General features: G+C 28.4%; 18 protein-coding genes and 1 other RNA gene. 11 read left to right on the top strand and 8 right to left on the bottom strand.

The window, feature by feature from the left end:
• The first annotated feature begins 17 nt into the window (after positions 1–17).
• Positions 18–914: a site-specific tyrosine recombinase XerD gene (gene xerD, locus BM335_RS02260; RefSeq protein WP_090222654.1), complete on the top strand. Its 897-nt coding sequence runs from the start codon at positions 18–20 to the stop codon at positions 912–914.
• Between the two features lie 91 nt (positions 915–1,005).
• Here the strand turns inward: xerD and rny are convergent, their stop codons facing one another.
• From rny to BM335_RS02240, 4 genes are all read right to left on the bottom strand, one after another.
• Entirely contained in the window at positions 1,006–2,574 is a 1,569-nt protein-coding gene (gene rny / locus BM335_RS02255) for a ribonuclease Y (protein WP_090222652.1), read from the bottom strand.
• Positions 2,575–2,624: 50 nt separating this feature from the next.
• A non-coding RNA gene (gene ssrS / locus BM335_RS02250) (6S RNA) lies at positions 2,625–2,732 on the bottom strand.
• 53 nt (positions 2,733–2,785) lie between these two features.
• Positions 2,786–3,082, bottom strand: a complete 297-nt coding sequence (locus BM335_RS02245) for a cell division protein ZapA (protein WP_090222649.1) — start codon at positions 3,080–3,082, stop codon at positions 2,786–2,788.
• Between the two features lie 13 nt (positions 3,083–3,095).
• Positions 3,096–3,386, bottom strand: coding sequence for a hypothetical protein (locus tag BM335_RS02240; protein WP_090222647.1), 291 nt, complete (start codon positions 3,384–3,386; stop codon positions 3,096–3,098).
• Between the two features lie 164 nt (positions 3,387–3,550).
• Here BM335_RS02240 and BM335_RS02235 point away from each other — a divergent pair, with 164 nt between their 5' ends.
• Both BM335_RS02235 and BM335_RS02230 read left to right on the top strand, forming a co-directional pair.
• Positions 3,551–5,263 carry a M23 family metallopeptidase gene (locus BM335_RS02235; protein ID WP_245780590.1) on the top strand — a complete coding sequence of 571 codons (1,713 nt, stop codon included), beginning with the start codon at positions 3,551–3,553 and terminating at the stop codon, positions 5,261–5,263.
• Positions 5,264–5,266: 3 nt separating this feature from the next.
• Positions 5,267–7,717 (top strand): TonB-dependent receptor, encoded by a 2,451-nt coding sequence (locus BM335_RS02230; protein WP_090222644.1) that lies wholly within the window; start codon positions 5,267–5,269, stop codon positions 7,715–7,717.
• An 8-nt stretch (positions 7,718–7,725) separates the two neighbouring features.
• Here BM335_RS02230 and BM335_RS02225 read toward each other — a convergent pair whose 3' ends face one another.
• The 3 genes from BM335_RS02225 to bcp all read right to left on the bottom strand — a co-directional run bounded on the left by BM335_RS02225 (position 7,726) and on the right by bcp (position 10,317).
• Positions 7,726–8,121 carry an HU family DNA-binding protein gene (locus tag BM335_RS02225; RefSeq protein WP_090222642.1) on the bottom strand — a complete coding sequence of 132 codons (396 nt, stop codon included), beginning with the start codon at positions 8,119–8,121 and terminating at the stop codon, positions 7,726–7,728.
• 360 nt (positions 8,122–8,481) lie between these two features.
• A complete protein-coding gene (locus BM335_RS02220; protein ID WP_090222640.1) occupies positions 8,482–9,684 on the bottom strand; it encodes an NHL repeat-containing protein in 1,203 nt (400 codons plus the stop codon).
• A 177-nt stretch (positions 9,685–9,861) separates the two neighbouring features.
• Positions 9,862–10,317 (bottom strand): thioredoxin-dependent thiol peroxidase, encoded by a 456-nt coding sequence (gene bcp / locus BM335_RS02215; RefSeq protein WP_090222638.1) that lies wholly within the window; start codon positions 10,315–10,317, stop codon positions 9,862–9,864.
• Between the two features lie 126 nt (positions 10,318–10,443).
• Between bcp and nth the strand changes: the two genes are divergently transcribed.
• Both nth and BM335_RS15640 read left to right on the top strand, forming a co-directional pair.
• Entirely contained in the window at positions 10,444–11,091 is a 648-nt protein-coding gene (gene nth, locus BM335_RS02210) for an endonuclease III (RefSeq protein WP_090222636.1), read from the top strand.
• A gap of 51 nt (positions 11,092–11,142) precedes the next feature.
• On the top strand, positions 11,143–11,298 hold the full coding sequence (locus BM335_RS15640) for a hypothetical protein (protein WP_177219136.1): 156 nt from the start codon (positions 11,143–11,145) through the stop codon (positions 11,296–11,298).
• On the opposite strand, the gene BM335_RS02205 is transcribed toward BM335_RS15640, so the two are convergent.
• Positions 11,293–13,200: a S9 family peptidase gene (locus tag BM335_RS02205; RefSeq protein WP_090222633.1), complete on the bottom strand. Its 1,908-nt coding sequence runs from the start codon at positions 13,198–13,200 to the stop codon at positions 11,293–11,295. The genes BM335_RS15640 and BM335_RS02205 overlap by 6 nt on opposite strands.
• A 250-nt stretch (positions 13,201–13,450) precedes the next feature.
• On the opposite strand from BM335_RS02205, the gene BM335_RS02200 reads away from it, so the two are divergent.
• The 6 genes from BM335_RS02200 to corA all read left to right on the top strand — a co-directional run bounded on the left by BM335_RS02200 (position 13,451) and on the right by corA (position 21,044).
• Complete coding sequence (locus BM335_RS02200; protein ID WP_177219135.1) at positions 13,451–14,758, top strand: sensor histidine kinase; 1,308 nt, start codon at positions 13,451–13,453, stop codon at positions 14,756–14,758.
• A 358-nt stretch (positions 14,759–15,116) separates the two neighbouring features.
• Positions 15,117–15,890, top strand: a complete 774-nt coding sequence (locus BM335_RS02190; RefSeq protein WP_090222628.1) for an XRE family transcriptional regulator — start codon at positions 15,117–15,119, stop codon at positions 15,888–15,890.
• Complete coding sequence (locus BM335_RS02185) at positions 15,890–17,293, top strand: exonuclease domain-containing protein (protein WP_177219134.1); 1,404 nt, start codon at positions 15,890–15,892, stop codon at positions 17,291–17,293. Before BM335_RS02190 ends, BM335_RS02185 begins: the two co-directional genes overlap by 1 nt.
• Before the next feature lie 38 nt (positions 17,294–17,331).
• Entirely contained in the window at positions 17,332–18,348 is a 1,017-nt protein-coding gene (gene mgrA / locus BM335_RS02180) for an L-glyceraldehyde 3-phosphate reductase (RefSeq protein WP_090222626.1), read from the top strand.
• A 108-nt stretch (positions 18,349–18,456) separates the two neighbouring features.
• A complete protein-coding gene (locus tag BM335_RS02175; protein ID WP_090222625.1) occupies positions 18,457–19,977 on the top strand; it encodes a bifunctional GNAT family N-acetyltransferase/carbon-nitrogen hydrolase family protein in 1,521 nt (506 codons plus the stop codon).
• Between the two features lie 8 nt (positions 19,978–19,985).
• On the top strand, positions 19,986–21,044 hold the full coding sequence (gene corA, locus BM335_RS02170; protein WP_090222624.1) for a magnesium/cobalt transporter CorA: 1,059 nt from the start codon (positions 19,986–19,988) through the stop codon (positions 21,042–21,044).
• Positions 21,045–21,059 lie beyond the last annotated feature (15 nt).

Raw genomic sequence — 21,059 nt, 5'->3', positions numbered from 1 at the left:
AAGCATATATTTACAATATGAAATGGTTAGATATTTTAAAAGATTATCAATTTTATTTAAAAATAGAAAAAGGCTTATCCAAAAATTCTATAGATAGTTATTCTCGTGATGTTAAAAAATTAATCTATTATTTAGAAGAAAATAATATAATTGTTACTCCTATTTCAATAACTAATGATGATATTCAACAATTTATTTACACAGCAGCAAAATCAATTAATGCGCGTTCTCAATCTAGATTAATTTCAGGATTACGAAACTTTTTTGATTATTTAGTTTTTGAAGATTATAGAAAAAATAATCCCACTGATTTAATTGAATCTCCTAAAATTGGCAGAAAACTACCCGATACACTTTCTTTGGAAGAAATTGATTTATTAATAAATGCTATTGATTTAAGTGAACCACAAGGCGAAAGAAATAGGACAATTTTAGAAACACTTTATAGTTGTGGTTTACGTGTTTCTGAACTCATAAATTTAAAACTGTCTGATTTATTTTTTGAAGAAGGTTTTATACGTGTTTTAGGAAAAGGCAACAAAGAACGGTTTGTACCTATTAACACACAAACTCAAAAATACATTCTTTTTTATATCAATACTATTCGTGTTCATTTAAACATTCATAAAAAATACGAAGACACTATTTTTTTAAATCGAAGAGGAAAAATTTTAACAAGAGTTATGATTTTTACAATCATTAAAAATTTAGCTGTAAAGGCTGGTATTAAAAAGAAAATTAGTCCACATACTTTCCGGCATTCATTTGCAACCCATTTATTAGAACGTGGAGCTGATTTAAGAGCGATACAACAAATGCTTGGACACGAAAGTATTACAACTACCGAAATATATATGCATTTAGATAAAAGTTTTTTAAAAGATGTATTAAACACATTTCATCCAAGAAAATAAATAGTTAAAATAAATTCAAAAAAATAGTTACTAACAAAAAAATCTCACCGAAGTGAGATTTTTCAATTTAATTTATTTTAACAATAAATTGCTATTTAGCAATATTTACAGCGCGTGTTTCTCTAATAACAGTTACACGAACCTGACCTGGATAGGTCATATCATTTTGAATTTTTTGTGATATATTAAACGATAATTCAGAAGCTTTTGCATCATTCACTTTCTCACTTTCAACAATTACACGTAATTCTCTACCTGCCTGAATTGCATATGCTTTTTGAACACCTGTAAAACCAAAGGCAATATCTTCTAAGTCTTTTAAACGTTGAATGTAAGAATCTAATACTTGACGACGAGCGCCTGGTCTTGCTCCAGAAATAGCATCACAAACCTGAACAATTGGTGCAATTAAATATTTCATTTCAATTTCATCGTGGTGAGCTCCAATGGCATTACAAACTTCGGCATTTTCATTATATTTTTCAGCCCACTGCATCCCTAATAATGCGTGTGGTAATTCGCTTTCAGTTTCAGGAACTTTACCAATATCGTGTAATAAACCTGCGCGTTTCGCTAATTTTGCGTTTAAACCAAGTTCTGCAGCCATGATACCACAAAGGTTTGCAACTTCACGTGAGTGTTGTAATAAATTTTGTCCGTAAGAAGAACGGTATTTCATACGCCCGATAGTTTTAATTAATTCTGGATGTAATCCGTGAATTCCTAAATCTATAACGGTACGTTTACCTATTTCAATAATTTCTTGTTGAATTTGTTTTTCGGTTTTCTTAACAACTTCTTCTATTCTTGCTGGGTGAATTCGCCCATCAGTTACCAAATTATGTAATGACAAACGTGCAACTTCTCTTCTAACTGGATCAAAACAAGATAATATGATTGCTTCAGGAGTATCATCAACAATAATTTCAACACCTGTTTCTGCTTCTAAAGCACGAATATTTCTTCCTTCTCTACCAATAATTCTTCCTTTTACATCATCCGATTCAATATTAAAAACTGAAACACAGTTTTCTACTGTTTGCTCAACACCAACGCGTTGAATAGTATTTAATATAACTTTTCTAGCTTCTTGCTGTGCTGTTAATTTTGATTCTTCTATGGTTTCTTGAATAAATGCCATAGCATCAGATTTTGCTTCTTCTTTTAACGATGCAACTAATTCTTTTTTAGCATCATCAGCAGATAAACCAGAAATTACTTCTAAATTTTCAACTTGTTTTCTGTGTAACTTATCAATTTCTTCTGTTCTGCGCTCTAAATATTCAATTTTGGCATCATAATCTAAAATTTTTGCCTCAATTTCATTATTCAGTTTTTTGTTTTTGTCTAATTCTTGTGAAACTTGAGATTCCTTATCTCTGATACGTTTTTCGGTATCAGCCATTTTTTTATCGCGGCCAATAATTACTTTTTCGTGCTCAGATTTTAACTCAATAAATTTTTCTTTGGCTTGTAATATTTTATCTTTTTTAATAGCCTCAGCCTCAATTTTAGCTTCTTTTATAATTGTTAAAGCTTCTTTTTTGGTGTTTTTTATAATTTGGGTTGCTTTTGTTTTTTCTAAAACTTTTGCTATTATATAACCTATTGTTAACCCTATTGCGATACCAATTATAATTGGCACTATGTAATTATCCATAATTTTTGAAATGTGTATATATAAAAAAACCTACATCAGTGAGGTATTGTAAACTCCTTATAAACAAGTTTAGGACTAACAAACTGGTTGAGGATCCGTTCTAAGACGGCTTGCTCTAACAATTTAGACTCATCCTTTATAAAGATCTAATGTTGAGTTTAACAAACAATTACTAATGTAGGCAGTATTATTAATTAATATTTTAAAGAACTTATTTTGTTAAATGCTCATCAATTATGGCATTTAATTTATTTAATTTTTCTGCTGCTTCATTTAAATCAACCTCTTTTGTAATGGCATTTATTTCTAAAAGTGAAGCAAATTGTAATGCGCACATTGCTAAAACATCTTGCTTATCACTTACAGAATAATTCTTTTCAAATTTTGTAACCAAATCATTTATTTTTTTTGCTGCTTTTCGCATTCCTTCTTCTTCATGTGCACTATTCACTTTTATAGGATATACTCTTCCTGCAATGGTTACTTTTATTTTTAAAGCTTCTGTCATTTTTTAAAAGATCTTATTCACTCAATTGTGCTATGCAAGCATCAATTTCACGAATTAAAGCGTTTATTTTGAGTTTTGTTTCTCTCGAATCTTCTTTACTGCCCTCTATAGTTTTAGCAATTTTTAACAATTGATATTGTTTTTCAATTTCATTAAACATTTGCTTCTCTTTAGCAATTTGAGCTTCTAATCCTGCAATTTTCTTGTACAATAACTCATTTTCTTCTTTTAAAAAATTATAATTCTCTAAAAGTATTTTGAGTTTATCTTCAACTAAATTAACAACTTGTGTTATACTACTCATTTGGCTAAAGTAACTAAACTATTAAATACAAAGTTAACATTAGTATATTAATATTACAACTGTTTTTATTCATTTTATAAAAAAGTAATGATTTATTTTATAATTGCTTGAATATTTCATAATTAAGAACTATTAATTTTATTATTTTAGCCAAAACAATTTTTGTGAAAAACATAATTTATATATCATTTTTAATTTATACTTCAGTTTGCTTTTCGCAAGGTGATATTTCAATAAACAATTCGTATCCAACAAATTACTTTACCAACCCAATGGATATTCCGTTAATTTTATCGGGAACTTTTGCTGAATTAAGACCTAACCATTTTCATTCTGGGTTAGATATTAAGACAAAACAACGCGAAGGAATTGAAGTTTTTTCTAGTGCTGATGGCTATATTTCAAGAATTAAAATTTCTTTATGGGGATTTGGAAAGGCAATTTATATAACGCACCCAAATGGCTACACAACCGTGTACGCACATTTGCAAAAATTTAGTGATAAAATAGAAAATTACATACGCAAAGAACAATATAAAAATGAAAGTTTTGAAGTAGAAGTATTTCCTAAAAAAGATGAATTACCTGTTTTAAAAAAGGAATTAATTGCGTTTAGTGGAAGAACCGGCGGTTTTATGGGTCCTCATTTACATTTTGAAATTAGAGACACCGAAACTGAAAAAACTATTAATCCGCTTTATTTTGGAATAAATATAAATGACACCAAAAAGCCAACTATTAATACTTTAATAGGTTATTGTTTAGATAGTATTTCGCAAATAAATCAAATTAACGAGCCTAGCCAATTAACTTTAATAAATGATGCTAATGGTAATTTAGTTGCAAAAAATATTACTGCTTCCGGAAAAATTGGTTTTGGAATAAATGCTTATGACCAGCTAGATGATGCTGCAAATAAAAACGGAATTTATAGTCTTGAGACTTTTGTAAACGGGCAAAAAATTTACGAATTTAAAGCCGAAGAATTTGCATTTTACGAAACAAATCTTATCAATGTTTTAATAGACTATAAAAGATTTCAATTACTTAAGCAGCGTATTCAAAAAAGTTTTAATCAATATAAATACAATTTAAGTTTAACTAAAGATTCTTCAACAAATGGTATTATTACTATTGAAAACGGATTAAATTACATAGTTGAAATAGTTGCCAAAGATTTTAAAGGAAATGAACAAAAAATCACCATTCCTATTACTGGCAAAAAAGAAAATATTATTGCTAAAAACATAGAAAATGTAACTCCTTATAAAATTAAGCATCAAGAATTTAATGAGTTTACTAATGAAAATGTAAAGGTTACTTTTCCTAAAAATACGTTTTATAGCGATTTTTATTTAGACTTTACGATAACAGATAACATTGTAAAAGTACATACACCAATTGTTCCTTTAGCAAATAATTACACCTTAACTTTTGATGTATCTAACTATAACGAAACTGAAAAAAACCAACTTTATATCGCTTCAATTTCAGAAAAAGGTAAAGAAAATTACGAAACAACGATTAAAAAAAATAACACTTTTTATACATCAACAAAAAAATTAGGTAAATTCACATTACTTGCTGATAATGAAAAACCTACAATATCATTATACAACTTTAAAAATGAACAATGGATATCCAATCACACCTCTATAAAAGTAAAAATTTCAGACAAAGAAACCGGTGTAAAATCGTTTAGAGGAGAAATTGATGGCAAATGGATTTTAATGGAATACGATGTTACAACCGGAATTTTAACCTATGATTTAAAAAATATAACGTACACTGATGCAAAACATCATCTTAAAATTGTTGTTATAGATAATGTTGGAAATTTAAACACATTAGAAGCTACATTCTACCGAAAAAAATAAAATATGATAAAAAGAATAACATTAATTTTATTATTACTTTTTACAATTATTTTAAATGCTCAAAATGGTGTTATAAAAGGTGTTATAAAAAATTCTGATAAACAACCTATTGAAGGCGTAGCCGTTTCTTATTTAAATAACGGAACAATTTCTGATGAAAATGGCGCATATACATTAACAGTACCTGATGAAGTTAAAATTGAAATTATCTTTAGTCATGTATCCTATAAAACACTTCAAAAAAATATTGTAATTCCTAAAAATAAAACTGTAAGGTACTACCCTATTTTAGAATTTAAGGTTGAAGAAATTGATGAAGTTATAGTTAAAGATTACAAAAGAGATGCACAAGGAACCATAAAAATAAATCCTAGTGATGTTGTTAAAATTCCTGGAGCAAACCAAGGAATTGAAAATATTTTAATGACACTTCCTGGCGTAAATAATAACAATGAATTAAGCACACAATACAACGTGAGAGGCGGTAATTTTGATGAAAACTTAGTGTATGTAAATGGTATTGAAATATATCGTCCTTTTTTAGTAAGATCAGGGCAACAAGAAGGCTTAAGTTTTGTAAATCCACATTTAGTGCATGATATTAAATTTTCTGCTGGAGGATTTCAAGCAAAGTATGGCGATAAACTTTCTTCTGTGTTAGATATTACTTACAAAACACCCACAGAATTTGCGGCATCCGTAAATGCAAGTTTATTGGGTGGAAACATTTCAGTTGAAGGTACAATGTTTAATAATAAACTAAAAGCATTATTTGGTGTTAGATATAGAGATAACAGCCTATTTATTAATAGTAAAGACATTAAAACAAACTCAAACCCCAATTTTACCGATGCACAAACATATGTATCTTACGAAGTAAATTCAAAATTAAATATTGATTTTTTAGGAAACTTTTCTTTAAATAACTACAACTACACACCAAAAACAAGACGAACAAAATTTGGAACAATTTCCGATCCTTTAGAACTTATTGTGTATTATGACGGACAAGAAAAAGATAAATTTAAAACCGTTTTTGGAGCATTAAAAGGAAGTTATGAAGTAAATTCTAACTTAAATTTAAATTTAGTTACATCATCATATCATACAGTTGAGGAAGAATATTACGATATTTTAGCTAGTTATAATATTGGGGAAGTAAATAACGATTTTGGTGCTGATAATTTTGGTGAAGTGGAATTTTCTGAAGGAATTGGCTCACAATTAAACCACGCCAGAAACGATTTAGATGCTTTAATTGTAAATTCTGAATTTAGCGGTTCCTTCAAAAAAAATGAGTATCAAATTGATTTTGGTATAAAATTTCAGAATGAAGATATAAAAGATAGAATTAAAGAATGGGAAGTAATAGATTCTTTAGGTTTTAGCGTTCGTCCGCCTTTAACTGCACCAAACAACCAACCTTACGAGCCTTTTACGGGTGAATTAATTCCTTATAAAAACATTAGCACACAAAACCATATTACTATAGACCGATTGGTTTATTACGCACAATACAGTAAAAAAACCGATTGGAATAACCATAAAATATGGTACAACTTTGGTGGCCGCGCACATAATTGGAATGTTAATGGCGAAAATGTTGAAACATCAAACCAAATTATTTATAGCTTACGTGGGCAGTTTTCTATAAAACCTGCTTGGGAAAAAGATATGTTGTTCAGAATTTCTGGTGGAATGTACAACCAACCTCCTTTTTATAAAGAATTAAGGAATTTTAAAGGTGAAATTGTGCCAGATGTTAAAACTCAAAAATCGTTACAAGTTGTTTTTGGTAACGATTATAGTTTTAAATTATGGGAACGACCTTTTAAATTAGTTTCAGAAATTTATTATAAAAACTTAACAAATATCAATTCATATACGGTTGATAATGTTAAAGTTAGGTATGTTGCCAACAATAATGCAAAAGGTTATGCTACAGGTTTAGATTTACGGTTAAACGGTGAATTTGTTCCTGGAACTGAAAGTTGGGTAAGTGTAGGATTTTTAAAAACTGAAGAAAATTATAACAACCAAGGATATATTGCGCGTCCAACAGATCAACGTTTTAAATTTGCCATGTTATTTCAAGATTATGTACCAAATATACCGAACATTAAAATGTACTTAAATTTAGTATTTAATGCTGGTTTACCAGGCGGATCTCCATCATACACCAATTCGTACGATTATCAAAACCGATTAAATTCTTACAAACGTGCAGATATTGGAATATCTTATGTATTTAAAGATGCCCAACATCAAACAAACAGCGGTTTATTTAAGAATTTTAAAGAGTTTTCTGCCGGATTTGAGATTTTTAATATGTTTGATGTACAAAACTCAATTACAAATACTTGGGTGCGTGATGTGTATTCAAAACGTTTTTATGGCATTCCAAATTACATGACACAACGTGTGTTTAATATAAAATTTGACGCTAAGTTTTAATAAAGATTTTACTTATTAAAACCTTCTTCTTTGGTAAATTTTAAACTCGACAATAGATTCTTTAATCTTTTGTCAGGGCGAAATAACACTCGTTTTTGTTTCACCGATTTGATCCCTAATTCTTCTTTTGTTGCTGCTCCATGAGAACTGATGCTAATTTGAAAACTTCCAATAGTTCCAAACCGTACAATTTTACCTTGGCTTAATGCATCTTTAACATTGTGTTCTAAAGCCTTTATCACAGCATAGCAATCTGCTTCTTTTACGGTACATTGTCCAGCGGACTGTAATGCCAGCTCTTCAAAAGTTACTTCACCTGTAGACTTGGTTGAAACATAAAATTTGGTGGGTTTTGTAACATCTCTTGGATCTCTTTTTTTAACAATTTTTAATGGTAATGACATAGCTAATTTTAATAATTAATGAATAGTTTAAAATTATTAAGAAAATTTTAATTATTGCTAAAAACTTTTTTGAAACTTACTAATAAACTTAAGTAAAACATCTAGATGTTTATACTAAAACAACCAGATGTTATAATATAAACATCCGGTTGTTTTTATTTAATCACTAAGCTATTTAAAAATTTTACTTACTAGAATGTTTAAAGTACTAAACAGAATCTGTTCTACTATTCTTTAGAGTTTTTATATCTAAAAAATAAATAATAGCGTATTATAGTTTTACGGGAAACAACATTAGTTTATATAAAGCAAAAAACCCAAGTAATACTTAGGTTTTTTGCTTTATTATTAAGAGAATTTTTAAAATTCTTGAGAAGGAACATTGGCACTCCAAGCAACTCTTGAAATAGCAGTTCTTTCTTTTGAAGTTATAACTCTTGCTTTATACCAATAATAAGTTATTTTAGACAACTCTGACACAAACTTTTTGTGAAGATAATTATAATTATCGCCATTATATTGTTCGTTCATTAATTCAATCAAATCATCTATTTGATCCATCATTGTAGTGCCTGGTTTTACAAACTCATTATCAATATCAAAATCAGTATTATCAATATAAATTGTAGGATTTAAATTAGAATATGGATATGGATCATTAGCATCTTCTACTCCATCACAGTCATTATCAATATTACCAAAATTTTCTGCATTCAAAAACATTAAATCTTTGATACTTGAATAAGAACCTGTTGGGCTTAACACTGTATTTACTTCTTCAGAATCCAAATCTATTGAATAAATAATGTCACAACCGAAAGTTGAAGATGAAATAAATTTATTATAACCCAAATACTCAATTCCTTGAGCAGTTCCACAACCTGGAGTATAAAAAGAAAATAAGTAGTTAACATCTCCATCTTCAGCATCAATTTCATACAATTCAACAGGTTCATCTGAAGTAGCGTAAATTAATCTATTATCATCTTCATCAAATGTTAAACCAACTCCTCCGCTTTGAGAAACTGTAGTAAATGCATTCATTGTATTCGTTGAAAAATCATAAGTATTTACCTCTCCTGATTGAAAAACAAAATACAAAGTTCCATCATTACCAAAAGTTAAATCTTGTGGTCTTGTATTTCCATTTGCTGAAACAATTTCATCAACAAATGTAACAATTCCAGTTTGCATGTTTAAAGTGTAAAGTGATCGCCCATTATTTCCATCAGCTAATAAATAAACTAATCCATCTTCTTTATTAAAATCAATACCATAATTGTTACTGGTTTGTGTGCTTTTAGTACAATACTCATTTAAATAAATATCATTAGTCATAGGATTATATATATATTTTGAAATATTATCTGATGATTCCCAAGGAGCTAAAGCAAATAAACTACCTTCAGAAATATCAATGTCAGGTCTAGCACTTACCTTAACTATCTCTGAAGTTTTAGAATTCAAATTAGCATTTTCTGGTAGCATTGTTATTTCTTTATCACAACTAACAAAAAAAGTAGTAAATGAAAAAAGTGCAATACAAATTTTAAATTGTTTCATGTTAAAAAGTTTAAGGTTAATTAAATTTACATAATACCATAATACCTAGTATGATTTTTAATAATATTAGATCTTATTATTTATAAAACTACAAATAATATTCAAATATTAAAACTATTTCAAAAAATATCAATACTTAAATATTTCACTTTTAATAAATAAAGTATAAATAATAATTTAATTACTCAAAATTTGGCTAGCGTGCTCTTTTGTTTTAACTTTTGAAATTACTTCTTCAATAATTCCTTGTTCATCAATTATAAAAGTAACTCTATGAATACCGTCAAACTCACGCCCCATAAACTTTTTTGGTCCCCAAACGCCAAATGCATTTATTACTTTTTTATCTTCATCAGCCAATAAAGGAAATGGTAATTCATTTTTAGCAATAAAATTTTGTTGTTGTTTGGCAGCATCTGCGCTTACGCCCAACACATCATAACCTTTGGCTAAAAAACTATGGTAATTATCTCTTAAATTACAAGCTTCCATAGTACAACCTGGTGTACTCGCTTTTGGGTAAAAAAACAACACTAACTTTTTTCCTTTATAATCTGCTAGTTTTACAGTATTCCCATTTTGGTCTAATGCTTCAAAATTTGGTGCCTTATCTCCTACTTTTAATGTATTCATAATTGATTTTTTTAATGAATATCAAATATACTAAGTGTTAAAGGAAAAAACTAATTGCATTTTTATATTAATTTTAAAACCTTTTGAAACTTTGTATATTTACAACCTTATACCATAAAAATTAAAATGACCAAAAAAGAAAAAGTTCAATTTGTTATTGATACACTTGAAAAATTATATCCTGAAGTTCCTATTCCTTTAGATCATAAAGATCCGTACACTTTATTAATTGCGGTTTTATTGTCTGCCCAAAGCACCGATAAAGGTGTTAATAAAATAACGCCCATTTTATTTGCAAAAGCAGATAATCCGTACGATATGATAAAACTTTCTGTTGAAGAAATTAGAGAAATTATAAAACCAGTTGGCTTATCACCTATGAAAGCCAAAGGAATTTATGGATTATCCAAAATTTTAATTGAAAAACACCATGGAAAAGTTCCTCAAAATTTTAAAGATTTAGAAGCATTACCAGCAGTTGGACATAAAACCGCGAGTGTAGTAATGAGTCAGGCTTTTGGCATTCCTGCTTTTCCTGTTGATACGCACATTCAACGTTTAATGTACCGATGGAATTTAAGCAACGGAAAAAATGTGGTTCAAACTGAAAAAGATGCGAAGCGTTTATTTCCCAAGGAATTATGGAATAAATTGCATTTACAAATTATATTTTATGGTCGCGAATATTCTCCTGCAAGAAGCTGGAATATTGAAAAAGATATTATTACCAAAACAATTGGTAGAAAATCGGTTTTAAAAGCCGAAACCAACTAGATTCGCATTGATAATGGATTACTAATCTTTACACCTCTACAAAATATTATTATGGCAAAAAAAGGAAGTGCAAAAAACACAAAAAACAAAGCACTACACTCCAAGTTAATGGAGCGTAAAAAAAATAAATTAAGAGATGAAAAAATTGCGCACAAAGAAAAATTGAGAGCAATTATTAAAAAATCTCAAGAAAATACTAATTTATAAGGTTTCCTGTAACCATTTAAAAAATTCGCGTTGCCAAACCAAACTGTTTTGAGGATTTAAAACCCAGTGATTTTCTTCTGGGAAATACAATAATTTACTTTTAATTCCTTTTAACTGTGCCGCCTGAAAAGCTTCTAAACCTTGCCCAATTGGCACTCTATAATCTTTTCCTCCTTGAATAATTAAAATTGGCGTTGTCCATTTATCCACATAATTAACCGGATTAAATTTCTCAAAAGATTGTTGAGCTGCTACATTTGATGCATCCCAATAATTACCACCTAAATCCCAATTTACAAAAAACAATTCTTCGGTTGTTCCGTACATACTGCGTAAATTAAACATTCCGTCGTGCGCAATAAAACTTTTAAATCTTCCTTCGTGTATACCTGCCAAATAAAATACCGAATAACCTCCATAACTTGCTCCAACGGCTCCTAATCTATCGGTATCTACATAGGGTTCTTTAGAAATATCATCAATGGCAGATAAATAATCTTGCATATTTTGTCCACCATAATCTTTACTAATTTGTTCATTCCATTCCACACCAAAACCGCTCATTCCTCTTCTACTTGGCGCAACAATTATATAACCATTTGCAGCCATTAATTGATAATTCCATCTAAAAGAGTACGATTGACTTAAAGGCCCTTGCGGACCACCTTTACAATATAAAATTGTTGGATATTTTTTTGAGGAATCAAAATTTGGTGGATAAATTACCCAAGTTAACATATCTTTTCCATCGGTAGTTTTTACCATTCTTTTTTCAACAGTACTTAAATCCAAACCATTGTAAATTTCTTCATTTTCATGAGTAAGCTGGTTCATTTTACCAGTTTTTAAATCTACAGAATACAACTCAATTGCATGATTCATATCTCTTCTGCTCACAACAATGGCATTATTAACTTGCCCAACAATTCCGCTTACATCAAACTGTCCTTCAGTAAGTTGCTTTGGTTTGCTTATTTTTTTTGTTGAAGTAGGAATTGCAATTTCAAATAATTGCATTGTTCCAAAAGTTGGTGCAATAAAGTAAATTTTTTCACCTTTATCTTGCCAAACAAAACTATCAACAGTTTCATCCCAAGCGCCTGTTAAATTAACCGATTCATCATTAATTTTTATAATAATATCATTCTTATCAGCCTCATAACCATCTCTTTTCATTTGTAACCAAGCCAATTGCCCTTTTGAAGAAAAAGCAGGTTGCGTATCATACCCTTTGTTTTCTTCAGTTAAGTTTTTGGTTATTTTTGATGCTAAATCATACTCGTAAATATCTGTATTTGTACTTGTTGCATATTCAGTTCCTGTAAGCTTTTTTGCAACATATAAAATACTTTTACTATTTGGGTTCCAAACGTAATCTTCCGAGCCTCCAAATGGTTTTGTAGGGCAATCAAATGGTTCATTAAGCATAATATCTATCCAATTGTCATTTTTATTTTGAGTAGATTGATACCCAATATGACTATACTTTCCATCTTCCCAAGTATCCCAATGCCTGTAGTTAAGTGCATCATAAATTTGAACATTTGAATTTGACACATCATTATAAAAATCTGAACCCTCAATATTTTGAAGCTTCACCTCTGAAGTTGAAATGATATATGCTCCGTTTGGTGAAACATTTTTATTTGAAAGCAATGTTTTATAATTATCTATTAGCATTGCTTCTCCTCCTGAAATTGGTATTGAATAATAGTTAGTTTTACTTGTGTTTAGGCTTTTATTGTATTTTGATACGGAATAAATAACATGGTTTCCATCTTTTGAAATTCCTTTTCCTGAAACTTTATTTAGTTGTAATAAAATTTCTGGAGTCATTACATTTTGTGCTGATAATTGCAAGAAACAAAAAGCAAAAACAATACTTAAAAATAATTTATTCATACTCATTTGATATTTATTTTGGATAAAGAGCAAATTTAGTTTTTTATTATTTTACTATACAACTTCTTTTAATTATTCTGTGTAATAAATATTACTGTGAATAATTAAAAAAAATTGAATTTTAATACTAATTAGTATTTTTAATTAGTAAATTTACTTAATTGCTATAAAGAACCCCTATATCATGAATATTGATGTGCACACCCTTTTTTATATTTTTTCTCTTGGAAAATATTTAATAATTTTTTTCTTGTCTGTTTATGTTATTTTTTACAACGTAAAAAATCCAATTTTATATATTTTTATTATTTCAAAAATACTATATGCATTTTTATGGATTTTATTAGCTTTAAGAGATAATATTCCTTGGTTTTATGGAGTAGTTTTACCAAATACTTTTCTAATTTTTGCTATATTTTTAGATCTTTATTCTATTATAAATGCAAACAAAAAATTTGCAATAAACCATTTTAAACGCTCTATAACCATTCCTGTTGTATTATCAATTGTTTTCTTATTTGCTGGAAATCTACATGAAGGAACTAGAATAGTAGTTATGTCTATAATTATTGCATTTTTATATATTGCCGGAAGTTTACTGCTAATTTTTAAAAAGGATAAAACTAAAATTCAAGAATTAGTTAGTTTTCTTTGCTTTTTAATTGGCTTAACATTTGTTTTCAGAAGCTTTTGGGCTTATTTCCAAGAATCTTCAGTGATATTGAATATAAATAATAATGTTCAAATTATTTCTTACCTACTATTAATAATAGGTTCTTTTTCTTTCCCAATGATATTGTTGTTGATTTTAAAAGAAGTTGAAGAAAAAGAAATTAAAATTAAAAACGAAACTTTAATACAATCAAATAAAAATAAAACAAATTTTTTTGCAATTATAGCGCACGATTTAAAAGGACCTTTAGGTACTTATACGCAAATGATAGAATTGCTTATAAATAGACATAAAGAAATGCCAGCATCAAAAATAGAAGAGTTTTTAGTAAAATTACACAACAGTTCTAAACAAACCTTTCATTTATTAGAAAATTTATTGCAATGGTCACGTGCAGAATCAGGAACAATTAAAGTGCATCCAGAATACGTTCAATTAAAAAATATTTTTAATCCGGTAATTTTATTGATGAAAAATAGCATTTCAATTAAAAATTTATCATTAGAGGTTCATATTCAGGAAGAAGCAACTGTATATTGTGATTATAATATGATTATGACAGTTGTTAGAAATTTAATTTCAAATGCCATAAAATTTACACCTAACAATGGAAAAATTATAATAACTTCAAATATTAACACTGAAAATTATATTGAAATTTCTTTTGAAGATTCAGGTGTAGGAATATCAAAAGAAAACTTAAAAACTATTTTTGATTTAAACTTTAATTCAAATACAAAAGGAACAAACAATGAGTCTGGAACAGGCTTAGGCTTAAAATTAGCGAAAGAATATATTGAAAAAAATAATGGTTTTATTGGAATTGAAAGTGAGGTAAATGTAGGTACCAAAGTTTGGATACAAATACCAACAACAGAATTATAAAACATTAAATATCTAATTTTCAATTTTTTAAAAACATCTAATATTCATAATTAATTTTTTTATATTAAAAATTTATAGCTAAATTTACTATACAAGTTTAAACCAATTAAAATTTTTTACAATGGCAAAAAGTCAAGATGCAAAAAAAAACGTAAAAAAAGAACCTCTTAAAACTGCTAAAGAAAAAAAAGCAGCAAAAAGAGATAAAAAACCTAAATACGAATAATTTTTAATGTCCTTGTTTTTAAAAACAAGGATTTTTTTTTGAAGTTATTTTAATTCAAAATAATTTTATAATTCATAAAATAATTTTATATTGCTCATTATTTTAGCAAAGTAAGCACCTATATTTAGCAATATGAATTATTTATCAAATAACATTAAGCATTTACGCAATTTAAAAGAACTAACGCAAGAGCAATTTGCTCAAATTTTAAACGTTTCTCGCTCAAGAATAAGTTCTTATGAAGAAAACAGAGCCATTCCTCCTATTGAGTTTTTAGTAGCAATTTCAAACTATTTTGGAATTAGTATTGATATGCTAATAAAAAACGATTTAACAAAAATTAAAGACGTATCATTATTAAAAATAGGAAATGACCGACTTTTATTTCCTATCACCATAAATGAGCAAGATGAAGAACTGATTGAAATTGTTCCTATAGAAGCATCTGCTGGTTATTTACAAGGATATTCCGATCCGGAATATATAGAACATTTATCCAAAATAAAATTACCTTTTTTACCAACAGGAACACACAGAGCATTTCCAATAAAAGGCGACTCTATGCTACCCGTAAAAAGCGGTTCGTACATTGTTGCAAAATTTATTGAAAACATTAGCCAATTAAAAAATGGAAAAACCTACATTGTTCTTACATTAAATGATGGAATTGTATATAAACGAGTATACGATAAAATTGAAGAACATAATATGTTGCTTTTAGTATCTGACAATACAAAATATGATCCGTATTATGTGCCTGTTAATGAAGTTCTTGAACTATGGGAGTTTACTTGTAGTATTAACACTCAAGAATATGACGAACACGAACTAAAAATAAGCAGTATTGCAACTATGTTAAATCAATTAGGCGTTGAACTAAAAGCACTTGAAAAATCTTTAAAATAATGTATGCAATAGTTGATATAGAAACAACAGGACATAGTTCAAAAATTACAGAAATTTCAATTTTTATACACAACGGTAAAAAAGTAATTGGTGAATTCACAACTTTGGTAAACCCACAATGTAGCATTCCTCCTTTTATCACAAACTTAACAGGTATTAACAACCAAATGGTTGCCAACGCTCCAAAATTTTTTGAAATTGCAAAAGAAATTGAAGAAATAACTAAAGACACCATTTTTGTTGCCCATAATGTTAATTTCGATTATACTATTATTCAACAAGAATTTAAAGATTTAGGTTTTAGTTTTAAGCGCAAAAAACTGTGCACAGTTCGCTTATCAAGAAAGTTGCTTCCAGGTTTAAAATCATACAGTTTAGGCGCTTTGTGTAGCTCTCAAAATATTGTAATAAAAGACAGACACAGAGCAAAAGGTGATGCAGAAGCCACAACAATTTTATTTAAAAAATTATTGGATTTAGATGAAGATAAAACCGTTTTCAGTTCATTTTTAAATCCACGCTCAAAACAAGCAACTTTACCTCCATTGCTTTCTAAAAAAGTTTTTGATGCATTGCCAACTACAACAGGTATTTATTATTTTAAAAATACGAAGGATGAAATAATTTATATTGGTAAAGCCAACAACATAAAGCAACGTGTATTAAACCATTTTTACGATAAATCTAAAAAAGAAGTTACCATGTGTTTAGAAACTTCAAACATAACTTTTGAAGAAACTGGAAACGAACTTGTGGCACTTTTATTAGAATCATCTGAAATAAAAAAAAGATATCCAAAATTTAACCGAGCACAAAGAAGAAACAATGAAAGCATTGGCTTATTTTATTATGAAGATAGAAACGGTATTATTCACCTTGCATCTAACAAATTAAAGTTAATTTCAAATCCAATTCAAAAATTTTATACTGAAACTGAATGCCGACTTTTTCTTGAAAAATTATGTGAAACTTTTGAGCTTTGCCCAAAATATTGTCACTTACAATCCAACGTAAGTAGCTGTTTTCATTATCAAATTAAACAATGTAAAGGAGTTTGTAGAGATGAAGAAGACATACATTCATATAATAAAAGAGTGATGGAAGCTGTAAATTCCATTAAATTCAAAAATAAAAATTTTGTGATTAAAGAATCTGGTAGAGTAAAAAATGAAACTGCTTATATTTTAGTACTAAACGGTATTTATAAAGGTTTTGGCTTTGCAAAAAATGAACATAAATTACTAACTGCTAAAGATTATTTAAATATAATTACACCAAAAAAAGACAATAGTGACATACATAGAATTTTAAAACCCTATGTTAATAATGAAGAAAAAATAATACATAATTTTGAAAATGAAATTAATGTAGAGTCAATTGAACTTTTTTCAACTTTATTTTAATTAATTTTGAACTTTTAGAAAACTACAAAACGATACTTATGAGTGAATTTAATGTTCCTAGTGAAAAAATATACCAACCAAGTGCCAACAGATATGAGCATATGAAATATAACCGAACAGGAAAAAGCGGCTTACTTTTACCTGCAATTTCATTAGGTCTTTGGCATAACTTTGGTTTTACAGATAATTTTGAAAATTCAAGAAATATTTTAAAATGTGCTTTTGATAACGGTATTACCCATTTTGATTTAGCTAACAATTACGGTCCTCCATACGGATCAGCAGAAAATACATTTGGCACAATTTTAAACAGAGATTTTAAACCTTTTAGAGATGAATTAATTATTTCATCAAAAGCAGGGTACGATATGTGGCCTGGACCATATGGAAACCTAGGTTCTCGCAAATATTTAATTTCAAGTTTAGACCAAAGTTTAAAAAGAATGGGATTAGAGTATGTAGATATTTTTTACCATCATCGTCCAGATCCAGATACACCTTTAGAGGAGACAATGGGTGCGTTAGACCAAATTGTTAGACAAGGAAAAGCGTTATATGTTGGATTATCAAATTACCCAGCAGAAGAAACTGTCAAAGCATCAAAAATACTAAAAGAACTAGGCACACCTTGCCTTATTCACCAACCAAGATATAATATGATGGATAGATGGGTTGAAGATGGATTACTAGATGTAATAGAAAATGAAGGTATTGGTGCAATTGCCTTTTCTCCTTTAAAACAAGGAATTTTAACCAGTAAATATTTAAATGGCTTTCCTGAAGATTCAAGAGCTGTAAAAGATGGTCGCTATTTGCAAACATCACAGTTAAATGAAACTGTACTTAATAAAGTGAAACAACTAAATGAAATTGCTATTTCAAGAAATCAAACGTTGGCACAAATGGCAATAACTTGGCTACTTAAAGATAAAAGAATTACATCTGTTTTAGTTGGAGCAAGCAAGCCAGAACAACTTTTAGATAGCTTAAAAGCATTAGACAATTTAGAATTTAATACTGAAACTTTAAATAAAATTGAAGCTATTTTAAAATAAAAATTAAATAAAGAATATATTATTATTTTATATAATTTTAATGAGAATTAAATAAAAATTATTATTATAACAAAATAGACCCTTTTATATTTAAACTGCACATTACAAATGAAAAAAATTGAAAATATTGAACTTACATTTTTAACTCAGGACGATTATCAAGAGCTTAAAAAAGCTATGATAGAATCTTATACAACTATGCCCAACTCCTATTGGAGAGAGCATCAAATTGATTCATTAATCAACCGATTTCCTGAAGGCCAAGTTGTTATAAAGGTTAACAATCAAATTGCAGGCTGTGCATTGTCTATTATAGTTGATTATAGTAAAATTCGCAAACATCACACATATCAAGAAATTACTGGAGATTATACATTTAATACACATACTGATGAAGGTGATATGTTGTACGGCATAGATGTATTTATAAAACCAGAATTTAGAGGTCTTAGACTTGGTAGAAGATTGTATGATTACAGAAAAGACTTGTGTGAAAAACTAAATTTAAAAGGTGTTGCATTTGGAGGAAGAATTCCAAACTACCATAAATATTCAGATAAATTATCACCAAAAGAATATATTGATAAAGTTAGAAAAAAAGAAATTCACGATCCAGTGTTCAATTTTCAAATTTCTAATGATTTCCACCCTGCTCGTATATTAAAAAGTTATTTAGAAGGTGATGAAGCATCAAATGATTATGCTGTTCTATTAGAATGGGATAATATTTATTATGAAGAAGAATCTACCGAGGCAACAACTCAAAAGAAAATTATTCGTCTTGGGCTCATCCAATGGCAAATGCGTTCTTATAAAAATTTAGAAGAACTGCTGCAACAAGCCGAGTTTTTTATAGATTCTGTTTCTGGTTACAGATCCGATTTCGCATTGTTTCCAGAATTTTTCAATGCGCCTTTAATGGCAGAAAATAACCATTTAACTGAGCCAGAAGCTATTAGAGAGTTGGCAAAACATACCGAGCCCATTGTGCAAACATTTTCAAAATTTGCCATTTCATACAATATCAATATTATAACAGGAAGTATGCCTGAATTTATTGATGGTAAATTATACAATGCTGGTTATTTATGTAAAAGAGACGGAACCATAGAACGCTACATAAAACTTCATATTACTCCTAACGAAGCGAAAGTTTGGGGCATGGAAGGCGGAAGTGAAATAAAAACATTTGATACAGATTGTGGTAAAATTGGAATTTTAATTTGTTATGATGTGGAATTTCCTGAATTAGGAAGATTATTAGCGGAAGAAGGAATGGATATTTTATTTGTACCTTTCTTAACCGATACACAAAATGGATATTCACGTGTTAGAAACTGTGCACAAGCTAGAGCTATTGAAAATGAGTGTTATGTAGCCATTGCTGGTAGTGTTGGAAACTTGCCAAAAGTGCATAATATGGATATTCAATACGCACAATCTATGGTATTTACACCGTGTGATTTTGCATTTCCAACAAACGGAATTAAAGCGGAAGCAACTCCTAACTCTGAAATGATTTTAATTGCAGATGTTGATATTGATTTATTACGCGAATTAAATAAACAAGGAAGTGTTCGTAATTTACATGACAGAAGAACTGATTTATATAGTTTAAAAATGAGATAAATTAATTAATGGCTAAAAGAAAGTTTTTAAATAGAAAAAATTTGAATCCTTCAACTCCTGTTTTTACAGGAGTGAAACATTCCGATAATTTAAGTGTTCAATTATTTAAATATAATAAAGATGAATATTTAGAAGAAATAATTTTTTCTGAAAATGATTTAAAAGAGTTTTCTGATAGCAATTACCAACATTGGTTAAATACCCACGGAATACATGATGTTGAAAAAATTACAGCACTGTGTAAAACACTAAACATTCACGATTTAGTAATACAAGATATTTTAGATGTAAACCAACGTCCAAAATTTCAAGAGTTTGATGATTATTGGTTTTTTTCAACCAAATCCATTTTACCATCTAAAACTAATGAAATTGAATCAGAACAATTAAGTTTTATAATTGGTAACCATTTTTTAGTTTCATTTCAAGAAAAAAAAGGCGATTATTTTGAGCATATTCGTTATAGAATACGAGAAAAAGTAGGCATAGTTAGAGAACGTGGTGCTGATTATTTATTGTATTTATTATTAGAAGCTTTATTAGATAATTATTTTAAAACGCTTGAAAGAATTGATAGTGAAGTAGAAAAGTTTGAAATAATTGACATTAATAGTGACCCTTCACCAGAAATTTTAAATACTATTGAAGCATACAAACGTCAAATAAATTTTATAAAAAAAACAATCATTCCAATTAAAGAAATTGTAACTAAGGTAGAAAGAGAAAAATTTCATTTAATTCAGAAAAAACATATAAAATACTATTTTGAGTTAAAAGATTTAAGCTTAACCTTATTAGATATTTCTGACTCAATATTATCTCGATTAGAAAGTAGTGTTAACCTATTCTTCTCTGTTCAAGGACACCGTATGAATATGGTAATGAAAACATTAACTGTAATTTCATCTATTTTTATTCCACTTACATTTATTGCTGGAGTTTACGGAATGAATTTTGAAAATATCCCAGAACTTCATTTTAAATGGGGTTATTTTGCAGTTTGGGGAATTATGATCTTAATTTTTGTATTGATGCTTTTTTACTTCAAAAAGAAAAAATGGTTTTAGCTCGCTAAAAGTTTT

It is taken from the genome of Lutibacter maritimus (assembly GCF_900116115.1).
Taxonomy (GTDB): Bacteria; Bacteroidota; Bacteroidia; order Flavobacteriales; family Flavobacteriaceae; genus Lutibacter; species Lutibacter maritimus.
This window is presented reverse-complemented; position numbering and strand designations above follow the sequence as displayed.

Excerpts from the sequence above, each read along its gene's own strand:
- rny (WP_090222652.1), bottom strand. The coding sequence starts at position 2,574 with ATGGATAATTACATAGTGCCAATTATAATTGGTATCGCAATAGGGTTA.
- nth (WP_090222636.1), top strand. The coding sequence starts at position 10,444 with ATGACCAAAAAAGAAAAAGTTCAATTTGTTATTGATACACTTGAAAAA.
- corA (WP_090222624.1), top strand. The coding sequence starts at position 19,986 with ATGGCTAAAAGAAAGTTTTTAAATAGAAAAAATTTGAATCCTTCAACT.
- mgrA (WP_090222626.1), top strand. The coding sequence starts at position 17,332 with ATGAGTGAATTTAATGTTCCTAGTGAAAAAATATACCAACCAAGTGCC.
- BM335_RS02175 (WP_090222625.1), top strand. The coding sequence starts at position 18,457 with ATGAAAAAAATTGAAAATATTGAACTTACATTTTTAACTCAGGACGAT.
- BM335_RS02240 (WP_090222647.1), bottom strand. The coding sequence starts at position 3,386 with ATGAGTAGTATAACACAAGTTGTTAATTTAGTTGAAGATAAACTCAAA.
- BM335_RS02220 (WP_090222640.1), bottom strand. The coding sequence starts at position 9,684 with ATGAAACAATTTAAAATTTGTATTGCACTTTTTTCATTTACTACTTTT.
- BM335_RS02185 (WP_177219134.1), top strand. The coding sequence starts at position 15,890 with ATGTATGCAATAGTTGATATAGAAACAACAGGACATAGTTCAAAAATT.
- BM335_RS15640 (WP_177219136.1), top strand. The coding sequence starts at position 11,143 with ATGGCAAAAAAAGGAAGTGCAAAAAACACAAAAAACAAAGCACTACAC.
- BM335_RS02225 (WP_090222642.1), bottom strand. The coding sequence starts at position 8,121 with ATGTCATTACCATTAAAAATTGTTAAAAAAAGAGATCCAAGAGATGTT.
- BM335_RS02190 (WP_090222628.1), top strand. The coding sequence starts at position 15,117 with ATGAATTATTTATCAAATAACATTAAGCATTTACGCAATTTAAAAGAA.
- xerD (WP_090222654.1), top strand. The coding sequence starts at position 18 with ATGAAATGGTTAGATATTTTAAAAGATTATCAATTTTATTTAAAAATA.
- bcp (WP_090222638.1), bottom strand. The coding sequence starts at position 10,317 with ATGAATACATTAAAAGTAGGAGATAAGGCACCAAATTTTGAAGCATTA.
- BM335_RS02245 (WP_090222649.1), bottom strand. The coding sequence starts at position 3,082 with ATGACAGAAGCTTTAAAAATAAAAGTAACCATTGCAGGAAGAGTATAT.
- BM335_RS02230 (WP_090222644.1), top strand. The coding sequence starts at position 5,267 with ATGATAAAAAGAATAACATTAATTTTATTATTACTTTTTACAATTATT.
- BM335_RS02205 (WP_090222633.1), bottom strand. The coding sequence starts at position 13,200 with ATGAATAAATTATTTTTAAGTATTGTTTTTGCTTTTTGTTTCTTGCAA.